General features: G+C 75.2%; 14 protein-coding genes and 1 pseudogene. 9 read left to right on the forward strand and 6 right to left on the reverse strand.

What is annotated here, in order from left to right:
• Positions 1–34: 34 nt before the first annotated feature.
• Positions 35–1,267: a serine hydrolase domain-containing protein gene (locus tag O7633_RS27155; protein ID WP_282324423.1), complete on the reverse strand. Its 1,233-nt coding sequence runs from the start codon at positions 1,265–1,267 to the stop codon at positions 35–37.
• A 66-nt stretch (positions 1,268–1,333) separates the two neighbouring features.
• Between O7633_RS27155 and O7633_RS27160 the strand changes: the two genes are divergently transcribed.
• The 3 genes from O7633_RS27160 to O7633_RS27170 all read left to right on the forward strand — a co-directional run bounded on the left by O7633_RS27160 (position 1,334) and on the right by O7633_RS27170 (position 3,720).
• The gene (locus O7633_RS27160) at positions 1,334–1,927 is read left to right on the forward strand and encodes a pentapeptide repeat-containing protein (protein ID WP_178063645.1); all 594 of its coding nucleotides are present in this window, start codon (positions 1,334–1,336) and stop codon (positions 1,925–1,927) included.
• 389 nt (positions 1,928–2,316) lie between these two features.
• A complete protein-coding gene (locus tag O7633_RS27165; RefSeq protein ID WP_282324424.1) occupies positions 2,317–3,261 on the forward strand; it encodes a hypothetical protein in 945 nt (314 codons plus the stop codon).
• A 120-nt stretch (positions 3,262–3,381) separates the two neighbouring features.
• On the forward strand, positions 3,382–3,720 hold the full coding sequence (locus O7633_RS27170; protein ID WP_282324425.1) for a hypothetical protein: 339 nt from the start codon (positions 3,382–3,384) through the stop codon (positions 3,718–3,720).
• A 291-nt stretch (positions 3,721–4,011) separates the two neighbouring features.
• Here O7633_RS27170 and O7633_RS27175 read toward each other — a convergent pair whose 3' ends face one another.
• A complete protein-coding gene (locus O7633_RS27175; RefSeq protein WP_282324426.1) occupies positions 4,012–4,734 on the reverse strand; it encodes an aquaporin in 723 nt (240 codons plus the stop codon).
• Between the two features lie 240 nt (positions 4,735–4,974).
• Between O7633_RS27175 and O7633_RS27180 the strand changes: the two genes are divergently transcribed.
• A complete protein-coding gene (locus tag O7633_RS27180) occupies positions 4,975–5,253 on the forward strand; it encodes an iron-sulfur cluster biosynthesis family protein (protein ID WP_282324427.1) in 279 nt (92 codons plus the stop codon).
• Here O7633_RS27180 and O7633_RS27185 read toward each other — a convergent pair.
• Positions 5,240–6,313 (reverse strand): hypothetical protein, encoded by a 1,074-nt coding sequence (locus tag O7633_RS27185; RefSeq protein ID WP_282324428.1) that lies wholly within the window; start codon positions 6,311–6,313, stop codon positions 5,240–5,242. The genes O7633_RS27180 and O7633_RS27185 overlap by 14 nt on opposite strands.
• Positions 6,314–6,401: 88 nt before the next feature.
• On the opposite strand from O7633_RS27185, the gene O7633_RS27190 reads away from it, so the two are divergent.
• The 4 genes from O7633_RS27190 to O7633_RS27205 all read left to right on the forward strand — a co-directional run bounded on the left by O7633_RS27190 (position 6,402) and on the right by O7633_RS27205 (position 10,671).
• Complete coding sequence (locus O7633_RS27190; protein ID WP_282324429.1) at positions 6,402–7,295, forward strand: sulfotransferase domain-containing protein; 894 nt, start codon at positions 6,402–6,404, stop codon at positions 7,293–7,295.
• A gap of 255 nt (positions 7,296–7,550) precedes the next feature.
• A complete protein-coding gene (locus tag O7633_RS27195; protein WP_278132626.1) occupies positions 7,551–7,949 on the forward strand; it encodes a hypothetical protein in 399 nt (132 codons plus the stop codon).
• A gap of 341 nt (positions 7,950–8,290) precedes the next feature.
• On the forward strand, positions 8,291–8,683 hold the full coding sequence (locus O7633_RS27200) for a cupin domain-containing protein (protein ID WP_178063652.1): 393 nt from the start codon (positions 8,291–8,293) through the stop codon (positions 8,681–8,683).
• Between the two features lie 203 nt (positions 8,684–8,886).
• Positions 8,887–10,671, forward strand: a complete 1,785-nt coding sequence (locus tag O7633_RS27205; protein WP_282324430.1) for a glycoside hydrolase family 15 protein — start codon at positions 8,887–8,889, stop codon at positions 10,669–10,671.
• 105 nt (positions 10,672–10,776) lie between these two features.
• Here the strand turns inward: O7633_RS27205 and O7633_RS27210 are convergent.
• A pseudogene (locus tag O7633_RS27210) lies at positions 10,777–11,635 on the reverse strand (threonine synthase); the annotation flags it as partial.
• A 209-nt stretch (positions 11,636–11,844) separates the two neighbouring features.
• Between O7633_RS27210 and O7633_RS27215 the strand changes: the two are divergent.
• Entirely contained in the window at positions 11,845–12,630 is a 786-nt protein-coding gene (locus tag O7633_RS27215) for an aldo/keto reductase (RefSeq protein WP_074473632.1), read from the forward strand.
• A gap of 58 nt (positions 12,631–12,688) precedes the next feature.
• Here O7633_RS27215 and O7633_RS27220 read toward each other — a convergent pair whose 3' ends face one another.
• The gene (locus tag O7633_RS27220) at positions 12,689–13,807 is read right to left on the reverse strand and encodes a cellulose binding domain-containing protein (protein WP_074473634.1); all 1,119 of its coding nucleotides are present in this window, start codon (positions 13,805–13,807) and stop codon (positions 12,689–12,691) included.
• 128 nt (positions 13,808–13,935) lie between these two features.
• Positions 13,936–14,757, reverse strand: coding sequence for an IclR family transcriptional regulator (locus O7633_RS27225; RefSeq protein ID WP_256095363.1), 822 nt, complete (start codon positions 14,755–14,757; stop codon positions 13,936–13,938).
• Between the last annotated feature and the right edge of the window lie 60 nt (positions 14,758–14,817).

Consider the following 14,817-nt stretch of genomic DNA (forward strand, 5'->3'; position numbering starts at 1 on the left):
CCCGACGCCGTCGGCGGCGGGACCACCGGCCGGCTCAGTCGACCAGGGCGGAGTAGACGAGCTGGCGCAGCTGGGGCCGCAGCGGGTGGGTGCTCGACGGCATGAGCTGGGTGAACAGCAGCGCGGTGACCTCCTCCACCGGGTCGACCCAGAACGCGGTGCTGGCCATCCCGCCCCAGTAGTATTCGCCGGCGCTGCTCGGCACCCGGGACGGGACCGGGTCCTGCACCACGGCGAAGCCGAGGCCGAAGCCGATGCCGTCGAGCACCGTCTCGGCGAAGCCGGTCGGGGCGTAGGAGGCCAGGTCGCGGCCGTCGGGCAGGTGGTTGCGGGTCATGAAGCGCACCGTGCGGGGCCCGAGCAGGCGCACGCCGTCCAGCTCCCCGCCACGCAGCAGGAGCTGGGTGAACCGGTGGTAGTCGGCGGCGGTGGAGACCAGCCCGCCGCCCCCGGAGAGGAAGTCGGGCGCGGCAAGCGCGAGCCGGCCGAGCGCGTCGGCGCGGATGGCCTGCCCGGTCGCGGGGTGCGGGAAGTAGAGCGCGGCGAGCCGCTTGGCGTCGGCCTCCTCGACCCACCAGCCGGTGTCGGTCATGCCCAGCGGCCGGAAGATCCGGGCGGCGAGGAACTCGTCGAGCCGCTGCCCGGAGACGACCTCGATCAGCCGGCCGAGCACGTCGGTGGAGACCCCGTAGTTCCAGCCGGTGCCGGGCTGGAACAGCAGCGGCAGCCGGGCGAGCCCCTGGCTGGCGGCGGCCAGGTCGGCGCCGGCGGGCACGCCGAGGTCGAAGCCGGCCGCCCGGTAGAGGCCGTCGACGACGGAGACCTGGGCGAAGCCGTACGTCAGGCCGGACATGTGCGTCAGCAGGTGCCAGATCCGGATGGGCTCGACCGCCGGCACCGTGTACGGCTTGGTCACCGGCCCCTTGTCGTAGACCCGGACCTCGGCGAACTCGGGCAGCCAGCGGCCGATCGGGTCGGTGAGCTCGAAGCGGCCCTCCTCCCACAGCATCATCGCGGCGACGGAGGTGATCGGCTTGGTCATCGAGTAGATGCGCCAGATGGTGTCCGGCTCGACCGGCAGCCCGGCCTCCCGGTCGCGCATCCCGTAGGTGCTGGCGTGGGCGACCTCGCCCCGGCGGGTGACGACGATCTGCCAGCCGGCGAGCCGGCCGTCGTCGACGTACCTGCCGAAGTGCTCGTCGATCCGTGCCAGCCGCGCGGGGTCGAAGCCGATGCGGTCGGGGTCGGTGCGGGGGGCCAGGCTCACCCACCGAACCTACTAGCCGGTACGCGCCGCGCGGAAGACGTCGGTGGCCGCCGTTAGGCTGGCCGGGTGCCGGAGCCCACCGAGGACGCGACCTTCCGCCACGACGACTGGTATGCCGAGGACCTGGCCGACCGGCACTTCGTGCGCTGCGAGTTCTTCCACGTCGACCTGACCGAGGCGGTCAGCCGCGGCGCGGTCTTCACGGAGTGCGTCTTCGGCAACGTGGCGTTCAACGCCTCCCGGCACGTCGACTCGGCCTTCACCCGCTGCGTGTTCAAGCGGTGCAACCTGTTCGAGGCCGAGTTCACCGGCTGCAAGCTGGTCGGCAGCAGCTTCGACCAGTGTGACCTGCGGCCGTTGCGGGTCGACGGCGGCGACTGGTCGTTCGTGGCGCTGCCCGCCGCCGACCTGCGCGGGGTGCGCCTGACCGACGTCCGGATGCGGGAGGCGGACCTGACCGGCGCCGATCTGACCGGCGCCACGGTCACCGGCGTCGACCTCTCCGGGGCCCAGTTGCACGGCTCCTGTCTCGTGCGCGCCGACCTGCGGGGCAGCGACCTGTCGGCGCTGGATCCGACGACGGTGCGGCGGGCCGGGGCGCTGGTCGACGCCGGGCAGGCGGTGCTGCTGGCGCAGGCCCTCGGCTTCCAGGTGGGCTGATCGGCGACTCAATCGGGGCCCGCCCCGGTTCGTGGACTTCGCCGCTTTCGCGCTTAACGTGACCTCCAGTACGCTCAGCGCAGCCGGCGGCGCCACCACCGCCTCGGCGCGTCGCGGTGCGCCCTGCCTGTCTCGCCGCGACGTCGGCGCCCGCCCGGCTGACCCCCGCCGACGTTCCCGCGCCCGTCCGGTGACCCGGCGCCGTGGCGCAGCCCGCCCCGGTCGCTGGGGAGCCGGTCGCGCGCCGGCTCCTACCGGACGGTAACGAAGTGGAAACGCCCGGCGGGACACCCCTGGCGTCCGGCCGGGGGTGGTGCCAACGTGATACGGCTCACGCCGGTGCGCGGCGGTCGCCGGGACCGGGACACCGGGTGGGGAGTGGAGGCCAGGTGGCGCAGGAAGACCTCACGCGGGACGTCGATCCTGGTGGGCGGGGGGTGTCCGGCCCGCTGCGCCGGGCCGGGGAGCCGGTCGACGGCCGGACGCGCTCGGAGCAGCGCCGGCTGGCCCGGGCCCGGCAGCGCCGGCGGTGGGCGGTGGAGGGCCTGGTGGTCGTCGCCTGTCTCGTCGCCCTCGGGGTGTATGCCGCCGCCCCGGACGGCCCGGCCGCCGGCCCGGACGACGAGGCGGTGCTGCCGGCCCCGGCGGGCCGGCCCAGCGGCGGGTTCCCGGTGGCGGACCGGCCGGGCTCGCCCGCCGACGCGGCCACGCCCGGCCTGCGCCCCCGGCAGCGGACCCCGACCGCCCCGCCGCCGCCGTCGCCGTCGAGCCCGGTGGCGCCGCAGCCGGCGGCGGTCCACCTCGACGTCGCCCAGGCCGACGTGCCGGCCGCCGTCGACCTGACCGCGGCGGGCACCCGGGACTGGGTCCACTGGGGACTGCGCGGCCCCGACTCGACGGTCCGCAAGCGTGACGGTTCGGGGGAGATCGCCGACGAGGGCGGCCGCGGCGACCGGGTGGGCCACGACGTCAGCCCGGAGACGTTCAGCTGGCGCGACGGTGCCCCGGTGACGTCGTCCACGGCGACCACGACAGGCGTCTCCACCTGTGGCGTCGGCAGCGGCTTCGCGCTCGCCGTGGACGGTGGGGGCGAGGCCCGCACCGTGCGTCTCTACGCCGGCCTGTGGATGGCGCGCGGCCGGCTGGAGGCGCGGCTGTCCGACGGCGGTGGGACGGCCGTCCGCCGGCTGGAGGACCCGCACACCACGCACACCACCGAGTTCACCGTGCGGTTCCAGGCCCCGAAGGGGACGAAGCTGCTGCTCACCTGGACCGTCGAGGCCACCTTCGGCGGGTGCGGCAACGTCAACCTGCAGGCCGTGGCGCTGCGTTGAGCCGGTGCGGGCGGTCCGGGCCCGCCTGCCGATCGGGACAGTTTGTCCGTCGGGCCGCCTCCGGACGGTCGTAGGTTGTCCGCTGACCTGGTCCGTCCGTCCTCTGTGGAGGCATGCCCGATGAGCCGCACCGCCACCCCCACCCGTGCCGCCCGTTCCGCCGCCGTTCCCGGCGCGCGCGAGGAGTCCGGGGAGGGGCTGTGGGACATTCCGCTGCCGCCGTACGTCACGGGGGAGGACGCCCAGTTCGCGGTGCGGGCGGTCGTCGTGCACGCGCCCCGGCGCTGGTCCGGCGGGATGGTCTGCCGCAACGACGCCAGCCCGCACCCCTGCCGGCTGCACCGCTGGGGTCGGCGCGTGCTCGCCCTGCGCGGCCTGCGGGCCGCCGAGATAGACCTGCTGATCGAACGGGGCGACCCGGCCGCCACGGTGCGCCCGCCGGACCGCCCCGGCGCGTGACGCGCCCGTCGGCCCCCGGGACGCCCGTGGGCCCGGGCCCCTTCCTCCGCACCCGGAAGGGGCCCGGGCCGGTCTGACAGGTGACGCCTCCACCCGCTCGGGGCTTGCGGCGCAACGCTGCATGCGCTGATGCTGCCATGGAGAATTCTGCCGGCCAAGCCCATGGAGCGAAGGTTAGTGCCGGATCGGGCGGCGGTCCGGGGCCGCGGCGCGCCGACGGACCGGTCCGCCCCCGTCCCCCGGCCCGCCGACGGACCGGTCCGGCCCTGTCCCCCGGCCCGCCGGCTCGCGTCAGGCGGGCCCGGGCGCGGGGCCGGTCGTCTCCGGATCGGCGCGGTAGCGCGGGTCGCGCCGCACCACGAGGGGCGCCGCGAGGGCGGCCAACGCGCCGCCGAGCAGCGGGAAGACGACGAACACCCAGAGCTGTCGCAGGGCCGTGCCGCCCTCGAACACCGCCGGGCCGAACGACCGGGCCGGGTTGATCGAGACGCCGTCGAGGGTCAGGCCGACCAGGAGGCAGGCGGCCAGGCTCAGCCCGATCGCCAGCCCGGCGAACCCGGCGTGCTCGGCCCGGCTGGTCACCACCAGCACGACGAGGACGAACAGGAAGCTCAGCACCGTCTCCAGCACGGCCGTGCCGCCCAGGTTGATGTGCGCGCCGTAGCCGTTGGTGCCGAGCACCCCGGTCTGGTCCGCCACGCCACCCCAGCGGGTGAGCCCCCAGATGAGCAGCGCGGCCACCGTCGCCCCGGCGAACTGCGTGATCCAGTACGCCGCCGCGCCGACCGGGGAGATCTTGCCCGACAGCAGCACCCCCAGGGTCACCGCCGGGTTGACGTGGCAGCCCGAGAGCGGGCCGATGGTGTAGACCAGCCCCACCAGGATGAAGCCGAAGGCCAGCGCGACCACCACCACGCCGCCCTGGACCTGGGCGAAGACCGCGCTGCCCACGCCGAAGAAGACCAGCAGCAGGGTGCCGACGAACTCGGCCGCGTACCGCCTCGCGTCGTCCATGGGCTCCAGCGTAGGGAGCATCCGGGCAGCTCGGAGCCGGTTCCGTCGCAAGGCCCGATCGAACTCGTTCCATTTGACGGATGCCACCGCAGCGGGCACGGTGGGTGCAGGGGCGCGTGCCGAGCAGCCCCGTTTCGCCCGGTGACGGCCCCGCCGTCACCCGAGCTCCCCCGTGTGACCGTCCGCGGGCCGAGCCCGGTCCGCACCCGGGTGCCACCGAGAATCCACGAGGAGTGCCCCATGCTGACCATGACCGACAACGCCGTGCTGGTGATCCGCGACCTGGCCGCCCAGGAGGACGTCGCCGAGGGCGGCGGCCTGCGCATCGCCGCCGACACCGACGCCGGCTCGCTCACCATCGAGCTGGTGCCCGAGCCCGTCCAGGGCGACCAGGTGGTCGACCAGCAGGGCGCCCGGATCTTCCTCGACTCCGACGCCGCCGACCTGCTCACCGACACCTCGGTCGACGCCACCGTCGACGACGAGGGGATCGTGCAGTTCGGCTTCACCGAGCAGTAGCCGGCCCCTCGCCGCGTCGGCCCGCCGCGCGCGTGGGCCGGCCGGTGGGGCGGCGATCGCCGTCGTGGCGGAGCTGGTGCAGCACGTGGGCCAGGTGGTGCGAGGTGCTCCAGGCCGCCCAGTTCGTCGTGGAGCCGGCCCCGGCCACCCGCCGGGCCCGACGCAGGATCTCGTGGTCACCCCACGAGAACGCCGCCCCGGCCGTCGGCCAGTGCGTCGCCGACACCAGCGTCCGACACAGGTCGGCGACCCGCTCGTCGCCCCGGCCGCCCCGCCGGTACCAGCGGTAGAGCCACCACGCGTGGTCGGTGGTGTAGCGGACCGTGGGCAGGCGGTCGGAGAGCGGCTCGCCGCCGGGCACCGCGCAGCCGACCGCGTAGTCGCCGTACCGGACGCCGAGGTCGGCCAGTCGACGCCAGAGCAGCCAGTCCCAGCGTTCGAGGCGGACCGGCTCGTCGGTGGGGAACCCGGCCCGCGTCGGCGGCAGCCCGCCGGCCGCCACCGTCACCGCCCGCCAGGCGTGCCGCCGCGCCCAGTCCACCAGCCGCCGCACGCGCGGCTCGGCGAGCCGGACGTCCGCCGGGCAGCAGACGTCCCCGGCGTCGACGAGGAGCTCGCACTGCTCGGGCACGAGCCGGGTGAGCCGCCAGATCCGCTCCACCGAGGCCGTCGCGGCGTCCGGGCCGGACCGGTCGCTGCGGGCCCGCAGCCGCACGACCAGCCGTCCGGCGTACGCCCGGGCCGCCACGCCGTGCGCGGCCAGCCGCGCGTCGCTGTCCGCGAGCCCGGCCACCGGCACCAGCGGCACGTTCCACCGGGCCAGCTCGGCGTCCGGCCCGTCGGGCAGGGCGGTGACGTCGACCGCCGGCAACAGCCCGGGCGGGAGCCGGGTGAACGCCTCCGCGAGGGCGCGGTCCACGATGGACACGTCGAGGACCGGGGCGACCAGGGCGGCCGTGGCGCTGTCGAGGTGGCGGAGCGCCTCCAGTTCGCCACGGTGGCAGGCGAGGATGGGGTGGTAGACCGGTTCCGCCGCCCGGCCCCCGTGGGCGGGCACCATACCTCAATGTAGCGACACATCGGCCCTCGTCACAGGGCTTGCGGCAAATGCCGGGCGTCCGGCCGGGGGGCGCTCGTACGATCCCCGGATGCCCGACGCGCCCTTCCGCTACCGATCGTCCGAAGAAGACAGCGCCCGCTGGGCCGGATTCCCGTTCCGCGACGGCGACATCGTCATCAGCACCCGGTCCAAGAGCGGCACCACCTGGATGCAGATGATCTGTGCCCTGCTGGTGTTCGGCACGCCCGACCTGCCGGCCCCGCTGTCGCGGCTCTCGCCCTGGCTGGACTGGCTGGCCGAGCCCCGCGCCGAGGTGTACGCCCGGCTCGCCGCCCAGCGGCACCGCCGGTTCGTCAAGACCCACACGCCGCTCGACGGGGTGCCGCTGGACGACCGGGCGCACTACGTGGTGGTGGCCCGGCACCCGCTGGACATGGCGGTGTCGCTCTGGCACCAGAGCGGCAACCTGGACCGGGCGCGGCTGGCGGAGCTGACCGGCCGGCCCGCCCCGGCGGGGCCGCCCGCCCCGCGTACCCCGTTGGTGGAGTCGTTGCGGCGGTGGGTGGACCGCGAGGTCGACCCGCGCGCGGAGCTGGACTCGCTCCAGGGGGTGTGGTGGCACCTGGGCGACGCCTGGCGGCGTCGCGACCGGCCCAACGTGACCCTCGTGCACTACGACGACCTGGTGGCCGACCTGGCGGGGCAGATGCGCGCGCTGGCCGGCCGGCTCGGCGTCGAGGTGGCGCAGCCGCGCTGGCCGGAGCTGGTCGAGGCGGCCACCTTCGACCGGATGCGTGAGCGGGCGGACCTGCTGGTCCCGGATCCGGCGGGGGTGCTGAGGGACCGGCACGCGTTCTTCCGGCGCGGCCGTTCGGGGCAGGGGCGGGAACTGCTCGACGCGGCGACGCTGGCCCGCTACCGGGCGCGGAGCGCCGCCCTCGCCCCGCCGGACCTGCTGGCCTGGCTGCACCGCGACGGCTGACCGGGCCGGGCGGCCACGCGGGCGGCGGGAGTCCGTGATCGGACAGGGTCTGCCCAGCTCAGGGCTGTGATCAAATAGCCGGCTGTCCATGATTGGACAGCCGGCGGGGATGGCTGGCCGGCGGGTGGCGGGGCTACCGTTCTACTCGTAAAAGGTATTGATCAGTGTGAAAATTTGCTTTCCGCGCTGATCACTACTTTTCACTACATCCCTCTATTTGGTCGTCCGCCGCCGGGCGGCCGCGAAGGAGTCATCATGTCCGAGTCCAAGAAGACCGCCGACCAGCCCGCCGCCAGCCCCGAGACCCTCGCCGAGGTGGCCGCGCTGTCCGTCCCCGCCACGCTGTACGGGATGCCCCCGACAGCGCAGATCTTCTTCGCGGTGGTCGACGCCAACGGGACGCTGATCCGGGGCTTCGGCACGGTTTCGGCGACCCGCCTCGGCGTCGGGACCTACCAGGTCGTCTTCTCCCACGACCTGACCCGGTCCGCGTACCTCGGGACCATCGGCCTGCCCGGCAGCGTCGGCGCCTCACCCAGCGGCGAGATCGCCGTCGTCGGCCGCGCCGGCGTGCCCAACGGGGTGTTCGTGCAGACGTTCACCTCGGCGGGGGCGCCCGCCGACCGGGCGTTCCACCTCGCCATCGCGTCCTGACGCGCCCGCACCGGCGTCCCGTGCGCCGCTGCACCCGGCCCCCGCCGCAGCCCGCGGCGGGGGCCGTCCGCCGGGCCCGCCCCGGGCACCGGTCGCCGGCCCCGGACAGGAGCGCACGGCGCCGCTGCGACCCGGGGGTCGTAACGTCGCCGCGCTCCGGCCGTCTCCCACCACCGCAGCCGTACGGCGGTACGCCGGCGGGGACCTGGCTCGACCGGACGCGTACGCCGGTCGGAGGTGTCGATGCCCGGTCCGGCCGGGTCCAAACCTCGGATCAGTGGGAAATCGCACCATCCGTCGTTCCCGGCGTGACGCGCGGCGGGACCGGGTATGTGCGGGCCATGGAGCATTTCACGATCGCGACAGTCGCCGAGAAGAGCCCGGACTTCCGCCGCGTGCTGTGGACCGGCGACCACACCCAACTGGTGATCATGACGATCCCGCCGGGCGGTGAGATCGGCGAGGAGGTCCACGAGGGCATCGACCAGATCCTCACCTTCGTCAGCGGCACCGGGGAGGCCCGGGTCGCCGGCGAGACGAAGGAGGTCGCCCAGGGCGACCTGGTGGTGGTGCCCGCCGGCACCAAGCACAACTTCGTCAACACCGGCCCCAACCCGCTGGTGCTCTACACCGTCTACGGCCCGCCCGAGCACGCCGACCAGGCCGTCCACCACACCAAGGCGGAGGCCGACGCGGCGGAGGCGGCCGGCGAGGACGAGCCGCCCACCGCCTGAGGCCGGCGGGCGCGCGGCCCGGGCCCGCCCGCACGGCGGCCCGGGGCCCGCCGCCCGGGGCCCGTCGCCCGCCCGCACGCACGGCCCCCCGGGGGCCCGTCGCCCGGGGCCCGTCGCCCGGTCGAGGCCGGCTGCCTGGTCGGGGGCCGGCTGTCTGACCGGGGCCGCTGTCTGATCGGAGCCGGCGCGGGTACCCCGGGCGGGTGGACCAGCCGCCCATCTCCGACTACGCGTTCCTGTCCGACTGCCGCTCCGGCGCGCTGGTGGGCCGGGACGGCTCGATCGACTGGTGGTGCCCGGACCGGTTCGACGGGGCCGCCGTCCTCGGCCGGGTGCTCGACCCGGCGGCCGGGCACTGGCGGCTCGCCCCGCTCGCGCCGTCGCGGGTCGAGCGGGCGTACCGGCCGGACACCCTGGTGTTGCGCACCGTCCACCACACGCCCGCCGGCAGCGTCGCGGTCACCGACGCGCTCGCCGCCGAGTCCGGCGCGCGCGGTCACGAGCTGGGCATGAACTCCCCGGCCGTGCTGCTGCGGGTCGTCGAGGGGCTCACCGGCCGGGTCCGGATGGGCCTGGACCTCGCGCCCCGGCCGGAGCACGGCCTGCTCACGCCGTACCTGCACGAGCAGGCCGACGGCAGCGTGCTGGCCGCCGCCGGCCCCGCGGTGCTGGTGCTGGCCGGCACCGGGCCCGCCCTGCGCGCGGACCGCGACCGGGTCCGGCAGGAGTTCACGGTCGCGGCCGGTGAGACCGTCGGCTTCACCCTCGCGTACGCCCCGGCGTACGGCGGCCCGCCGGTGCGCCTCGACCCGGTCGCCGCGCTCACCGACACCACCCGGGCGTGGCAGGCGTTCCGCGAGTCCCACCACTACGAGGGCGAGTACGTCCCGCAGGTCCGGCACAGCGCGGTCGTGCTCACCGGCCTCACGTACGCCCGCAGCGGCGCGGTCGCCGCGGCCCTGACCACGTCGCTGCCGGAACGCCTCGGCGGCGACCGCAACTACGACTACCGGTTCTCCTGGCTGCGCGACTTCGCCTCGACGATGCGCGCCCTCTGGGTGGCGGCCTGCCCGGAGGAGGCGTCGCGCCTGTTCGCCTGGGCGGCCCGCTCGATCGGCCGCATCGGCGACGCGCCGGTGCCCGTGCTGTTCGGGCTGGAGGGGGAGCGGGACCTCTCCGAGCACGACTGCCCCCACCTGCGGGGATACGCCGACAGCCGGCCCGTCCGCCTCGGCAACGACGCCTGGCGGCAGCGGCAGCTCGACGTGCCGGGCGAGGTGATCTCGGCGGTCTGGCGGTTGCACGAGCAGCTCGGCGACACGCTCGCCGACGAGCTGGCGGAGATGGTGGTCGGCCTCGCCGACCAGGTGGCCGCGACGTGGCGGCTGCCCGACCGGGGGATGTGGGAGACCCGGGACGCCGACCGGCACTACCTGTCGTCCAAGGTGCTCTGCTGGGTGGCGCTGAACCGGGCGGTGGCGCTGGCCCCGCAGCTCGGCGGGCGGGCCGACCCGGGCCGCTGGGCGGCGACCCGCGACGAGATCCGCGCGACCGTGCTCCGGGAGGGCTGGAACGACCGGGTCGGCGCGTACACGGGGGCCTTCGGCTCGCCGGAGCTGGACGCCTCGGCGCTGCTGCTGCCCCTGGTGCGCTTCGCCGACGCGACCGAGCCCCGGATGCGCGCCACCATCGAGGCGGTCGAGCGCGAGCTGGGCGCCGGCGACGGCCTGGTGCGGCGCTGGTCCACGGACCCCGCCGGCTTCCTGCTGTGCTCGTTCTGGCTGGTGGAGTGCCGGGTGCTGACCGGCGAGCGGGACCGGGCCCGGCGGCTGTTCGAACGGCTCCTCGGGCACGCCAACGACGTGGGGCTGCTGCCCGAGCAGATCGACCCGGGCAGCGGCCTCCACCTCGGCAACACGCCGCAGGCGCTGTCGCACATCGGGCTGGTCAACGCCGCGTGGCGGCTGACCGACCCGACGACGAGCTGACCCGCCGCGCCCGGCGGGCGGCCGCCCGGCTGCGGCGTGTTAGGAAGGGGCCCTTCCTCTACCGAAAGCGTTAACAAGGGGCCCTTCCTTGCACCACGGTCGCGCCCGGTCCTCCCCGGCGGCGAAGGCGCGCACAATCGGCGCGCAGCCGGTCGACTGCACGGCGACCAGCCGGGGCGGCCGGTCGGTGAGCCAGCCCAGCCCGTGCAGCTCCTGCATGGCCTTGTGGATGCCGATCAGCCCCACCCCGCCGCCCGTCGGGTAGACGATCACGTCCGGCACCTGCCAGCCGAGCTGCTCGACGATCTCGTACCCCATGGTCTTCCTGCCCTCCAGCCGGTAGGACTCGCGCAGCGTGCCGGCGTCGAAGACCGCGCCGCCGGCCGCCGCCACGAGCGCGGCCACGTGCCGCCCGGCGTCGCCGATCAGCCCGTCGACCAGCCGCAGGTCGCCCCCGGCGGCCAGCACCTCCCGTCGGCAGATGGCCGGCGCGTCCACCGGCATCACGACGGTCGCGGCGAGACCGGCACGGGCGGCGTACGTCGCCCAGGCCGCGCCCGCGTTGCCGTTGGTCGGCAGGGCGATCCGCCGGACGCCCAGCTCCCGGGCCCGGCTCACGCCGACCGCCGCGCCGCGCGCCTTGAACGACCCCGTCGGGGTGAGCCCCTCGTCCTTGACGATCAGGTCGGGATGCCGATCCGGGCCCCGTACGCCGGGGCGCGCAGCAGCGGCGTCCAGCCCTCGCCCAGCGTGGTGACGTGCCGGGGGTCGGCCACGGCAGCAGCTTCCGGTAGCGCCACAGGTCGGCCGGGCGCAGCGCGAGCCGCTCCGGGGTGACCGCGGCGGCCACGGCCGCGAGGTCGTGGCGGGCCAGCAGGGGTGACCCGCAGGCGCACAGGTTCTGCGGATCCGCGGCCGGGTACGCCCGCCCGCAGCGCGGGCACTCCAGGTGCGTCAGGTACACGGTGCGTTTTCCCGCCCTCGGCTCGGAGCTCTCAGGTCACGCCGGTGGTCGTGGCCGCGCCGGCGCAGAGGTGGAGGGCGGCGGTGCTCCGCCAGGCGGTCGGCCACCCCCGCATTCTGCGCCGAACCGGGCGGTCGCGCAGGCGGGCGCCGTGCGCCGTGCGTGCCGCGCCGGGCATGGCCGGCGCGATCAGGGGTACGACAGCGGCCATGGACACTCTCGACCAGCCCACCGTGCTGCTCCCCGGCGACGTGCGGATGCCGCTGCTCGGCTTCGGCACCTGGCAGGCCACCGGCGAGGCCGGGCACGCGGCGGTGCTCGCGGCCCTCGACGCCGGCTACCGGCACGTCGACACCGCCACCATGTACGGCAACGAGGCGGAGGTGGGCCGGGCGGTCCGCGACAGCGGACTGCGCCGGGAGGACGTCTTCGTCACCACGAAGCTGCCGCCCGACCGGGTGGGCCGGGAGCGCGAGACGATCGAGGCCAGCCTGCGGGCCCTCGGCCTCGACCACGTCGACCTCTGGCTGATCCACTGGCCGCCGTCGGCGGCGTCGGACAGCATCCCGGTGTGGCGGGAGCTGCTCGCCGCGCGGGACGAGGGCCTGACCCGCGCCGTCGGGGTGAGCAACTACGGCACCGGCCAGCTCGACGAGCTGATCCAGGCCACCGGGGAGGTCCCGGCGGTCAACCAGATCCGCTGGGGTCCCGCGCTGTACGACCGGCGGCGGCACGCCGAGCACCGGGACCGGGGAGTGGTGCTGGAGGGGTACAGCCCGTTCAAGTCCACCGACCTGTCCGACCCGGTGCTGACCCGGATCGCCGCCGCGCACGACGTGTCGCCGGCCCAGGTGGTGCTGCGCTGGCACGTCGACCACGGGATCGTGGTGATCCCGAAGTCGGTCACCCCGGAGCGGATCCGCGCCAACGCCGACATCTGGGGCTTCTCGCTGACCGCCGAGGAGATGCACGACATCGACGCCCTCGGCGGCTGATCTGCACGCGGCGCGGGGGCGGCCCGGAACCGGGCCGCCCCCGCGCCTGTGGTGGTGGTCAGGAGCGGGTGCAGGTCATGCCGTTGAGGGTGAAGCTGCTCGGCGACGAGTACGCGCCGCTCAGCGTGCCCTGGTAGCCGAAGCTGGCCGTGCCGCCCGGGGCGAGCGTGCCGTTGTGGCTGATGTTGCGCGCCGTCACGGCCGAGCCGCTCTGGGACACGGTGGCGTTCCACGAGCCGGTGATCTGCTGGCCGCCCGGCAGGTTGTAGTTCAGCGTCCAGCCGTTGAGCGTCGCCGTGCCCGTGTTGGTGATCTGCACGTCGGCGGTGAAGCCGTTGTTCCACGAGTTGGCCGTGTACTTCACCGCGCAGGCGCCGGTGCCCGGGGGCGGGGTCGGGTTGGTGGTGGGCGGGGTGCCGCCGGTGTTGACGCTCTGCGAGAAGTTCGTCACGGCCAGCCCGGCGCCGCCCTGCCAGGGCTCGAAGCCGGCCTGGATGCTGGTCAGGTACCAGGAGTTGGTGATCGCCCCGCGGTTGCGGGTGTCGTTGATGAAGTGCAGCACGTCGAAGCTCAGGCTGGGGATCGCCGACGACGCGACGTAGGAGATCACGTTGTTGCCGCCGTTGTTGCCGCGCCAGACCTCCCAGTTGCGGCCGGCGATGTTGGCGTTGCCCACCGGGGAGCCGATCGGCTGGATCGGGCCCTGCCGGTTGAGCCAGATCATGATCTCCATCTGGTTCACCCCGTCCCGCTTGGGGCTCGGGTCGAGCCAGATGTCGTACGAGGCGTTGTAGATGGCCCCGCTGACGTAGCGGTAGTTGATGCTGCCGGGGGCACTGCTGATCTGGCTGACCTGCACCGGCAGGTTGGTCCCCGGCGAGCAGTTCGTGTAGTGGCAGCCGACGAAGATCGACGGGTACGCGGTCGGCGCGCCGTTGGTCGGGCTGCTGCCGTTGAGGGTGGTGATCTCGAAGCCCGTGCTGGTGGCGTTGATGCACTGCTGGGCGGTGGTGCCCCAGCGGTTGTTCTGCACGACGTACTTGCCGCCGATGACCGTCGAGCCGAACTGCTCGCAGATCTGGGTGTCGGCGGAGGCGGTGCCGCCGACGGCGACGGCGACGATCGAGGCGGCCGCGAGGAGGCCGGCGGCCGCGAGGGCGCGGAGTGGACGTTTCATGATGCTCCTTGCTGCGACGGCGAAACGCTCGGGACGGGTCGGGGGTGCGGTGTGGTCGGGGGTGCGGGAGCGCTCCCACGCTCCGACGACACATTTACATGTTTGAAACCGTTGCGCAAATGAAACGGTTAAGCTAGCGGGGAGTCGGCGTTCGGTCCGTCGAACGGCGGCCACGAATCCCCGGCCAGCAGCCAGCGTCCCGCGCCCACCCGCCCGGCCGCCTCGACCAGCGCGGCGGCCATCTGCGCCCGGGTCTGCGGCCCCAGCCGCGCCACCGGCGCGCAGAGCGCGATCGCCTCCGTCGCCGGCCGCCGCAGCGGCACCGCCACCGCGACCGCCGCCAGCCCCGGGTCGCACTCCTGCGCCTCTGCCGCCCAGCCCCGCTCGCGTACCGCCGCCAGCTCGGCGCGCAGCCACGCCGGTCCCGTCGCCGTGCTCGCCGTCCGGGCCGGCAGCGGCCAGCTCAGCAACCGGTCCACCGCGTCGTCCGGCCGCTGGGCCAGCAGCGCCCGGCCCGCCGCCGTGGCGTGCGCCGGCAGCCGGCAGCCGACCGGGTGGTACGCGCGCAGCGCGTGCGGCGACTCCCGCCGGGCCAGCAGCACCACCGACCCGCCGTCGAGCCGGAACAGCTGCGCGGTCTCGGCGAACCGGGCCGTCAGCCGGTCGAGCACGCCGCCCAGCAGGCCCGTCGCGCCGTCGCGCCCCAGGTAGGCCGCGCCGACCTCCAGGGCCCGCAGGCCGAGCGCGAACCGGCCGCCGCCGTCGTCCGTCTCCACCCAGCCCCGCGCCAGCAGGGTGCGCAGGAGCGCGTGCAGGCTGCTCTTGGGGATGCCGAGCGCCCGGCTCAACTCGCCCAGCGGGCGCGGGCCGCCGGCCGCCGCGAGGGCCTCCAGCACGTCGAGCGCGCGACCGGCCGACTTCACCGCCCGGTGCGCGTCGCCCGCCGTCACCCGGAACACTTTAGCGGTCGTCGATGGACCGGCCCACCGGCGGAACGGAGTTCACCTCGC

This window comes from Micromonospora sp. WMMD712 (genome assembly GCF_029581295.1).
Classification (GTDB): domain Bacteria; phylum Actinomycetota; class Actinomycetes; order Mycobacteriales; family Micromonosporaceae; genus Micromonospora; species Micromonospora carbonacea.

Bases quoted from the DNA above. Each gene is read 5' to 3' on its own strand.
- O7633_RS27180 (WP_282324427.1), top strand. From the start codon at position 4,975: ATGCTGACCATGACCGACAACGCCGTGCTGGTGATCCGCGACCTGGCC.
- O7633_RS27215 (WP_074473632.1), top strand. From the start codon at position 11,845: ATGGACACTCTCGACCAGCCCACCGTGCTGCTCCCCGGCGACGTGCGG.
- O7633_RS27175 (WP_282324426.1), bottom strand. From the start codon at position 4,734: ATGGACGACGCGAGGCGGTACGCGGCCGAGTTCGTCGGCACCCTGCTG.
- O7633_RS27190 (WP_282324429.1), top strand. From the start codon at position 6,402: ATGCCCGACGCGCCCTTCCGCTACCGATCGTCCGAAGAAGACAGCGCC.
- O7633_RS27220 (WP_074473634.1), bottom strand. From the start codon at position 13,807: ATGAAACGTCCACTCCGCGCCCTCGCGGCCGCCGGCCTCCTCGCGGCC.
- O7633_RS27195 (WP_278132626.1), top strand. From the start codon at position 7,551: ATGTCCGAGTCCAAGAAGACCGCCGACCAGCCCGCCGCCAGCCCCGAG.
- O7633_RS27185 (WP_282324428.1), bottom strand. From the start codon at position 6,313: ATGGTGCCCGCCCACGGGGGCCGGGCGGCGGAACCGGTCTACCACCCC.
- O7633_RS27200 (WP_178063652.1), top strand. From the start codon at position 8,291: ATGGAGCATTTCACGATCGCGACAGTCGCCGAGAAGAGCCCGGACTTC.
- O7633_RS27170 (WP_282324425.1), top strand. From the start codon at position 3,382: ATGAGCCGCACCGCCACCCCCACCCGTGCCGCCCGTTCCGCCGCCGTT.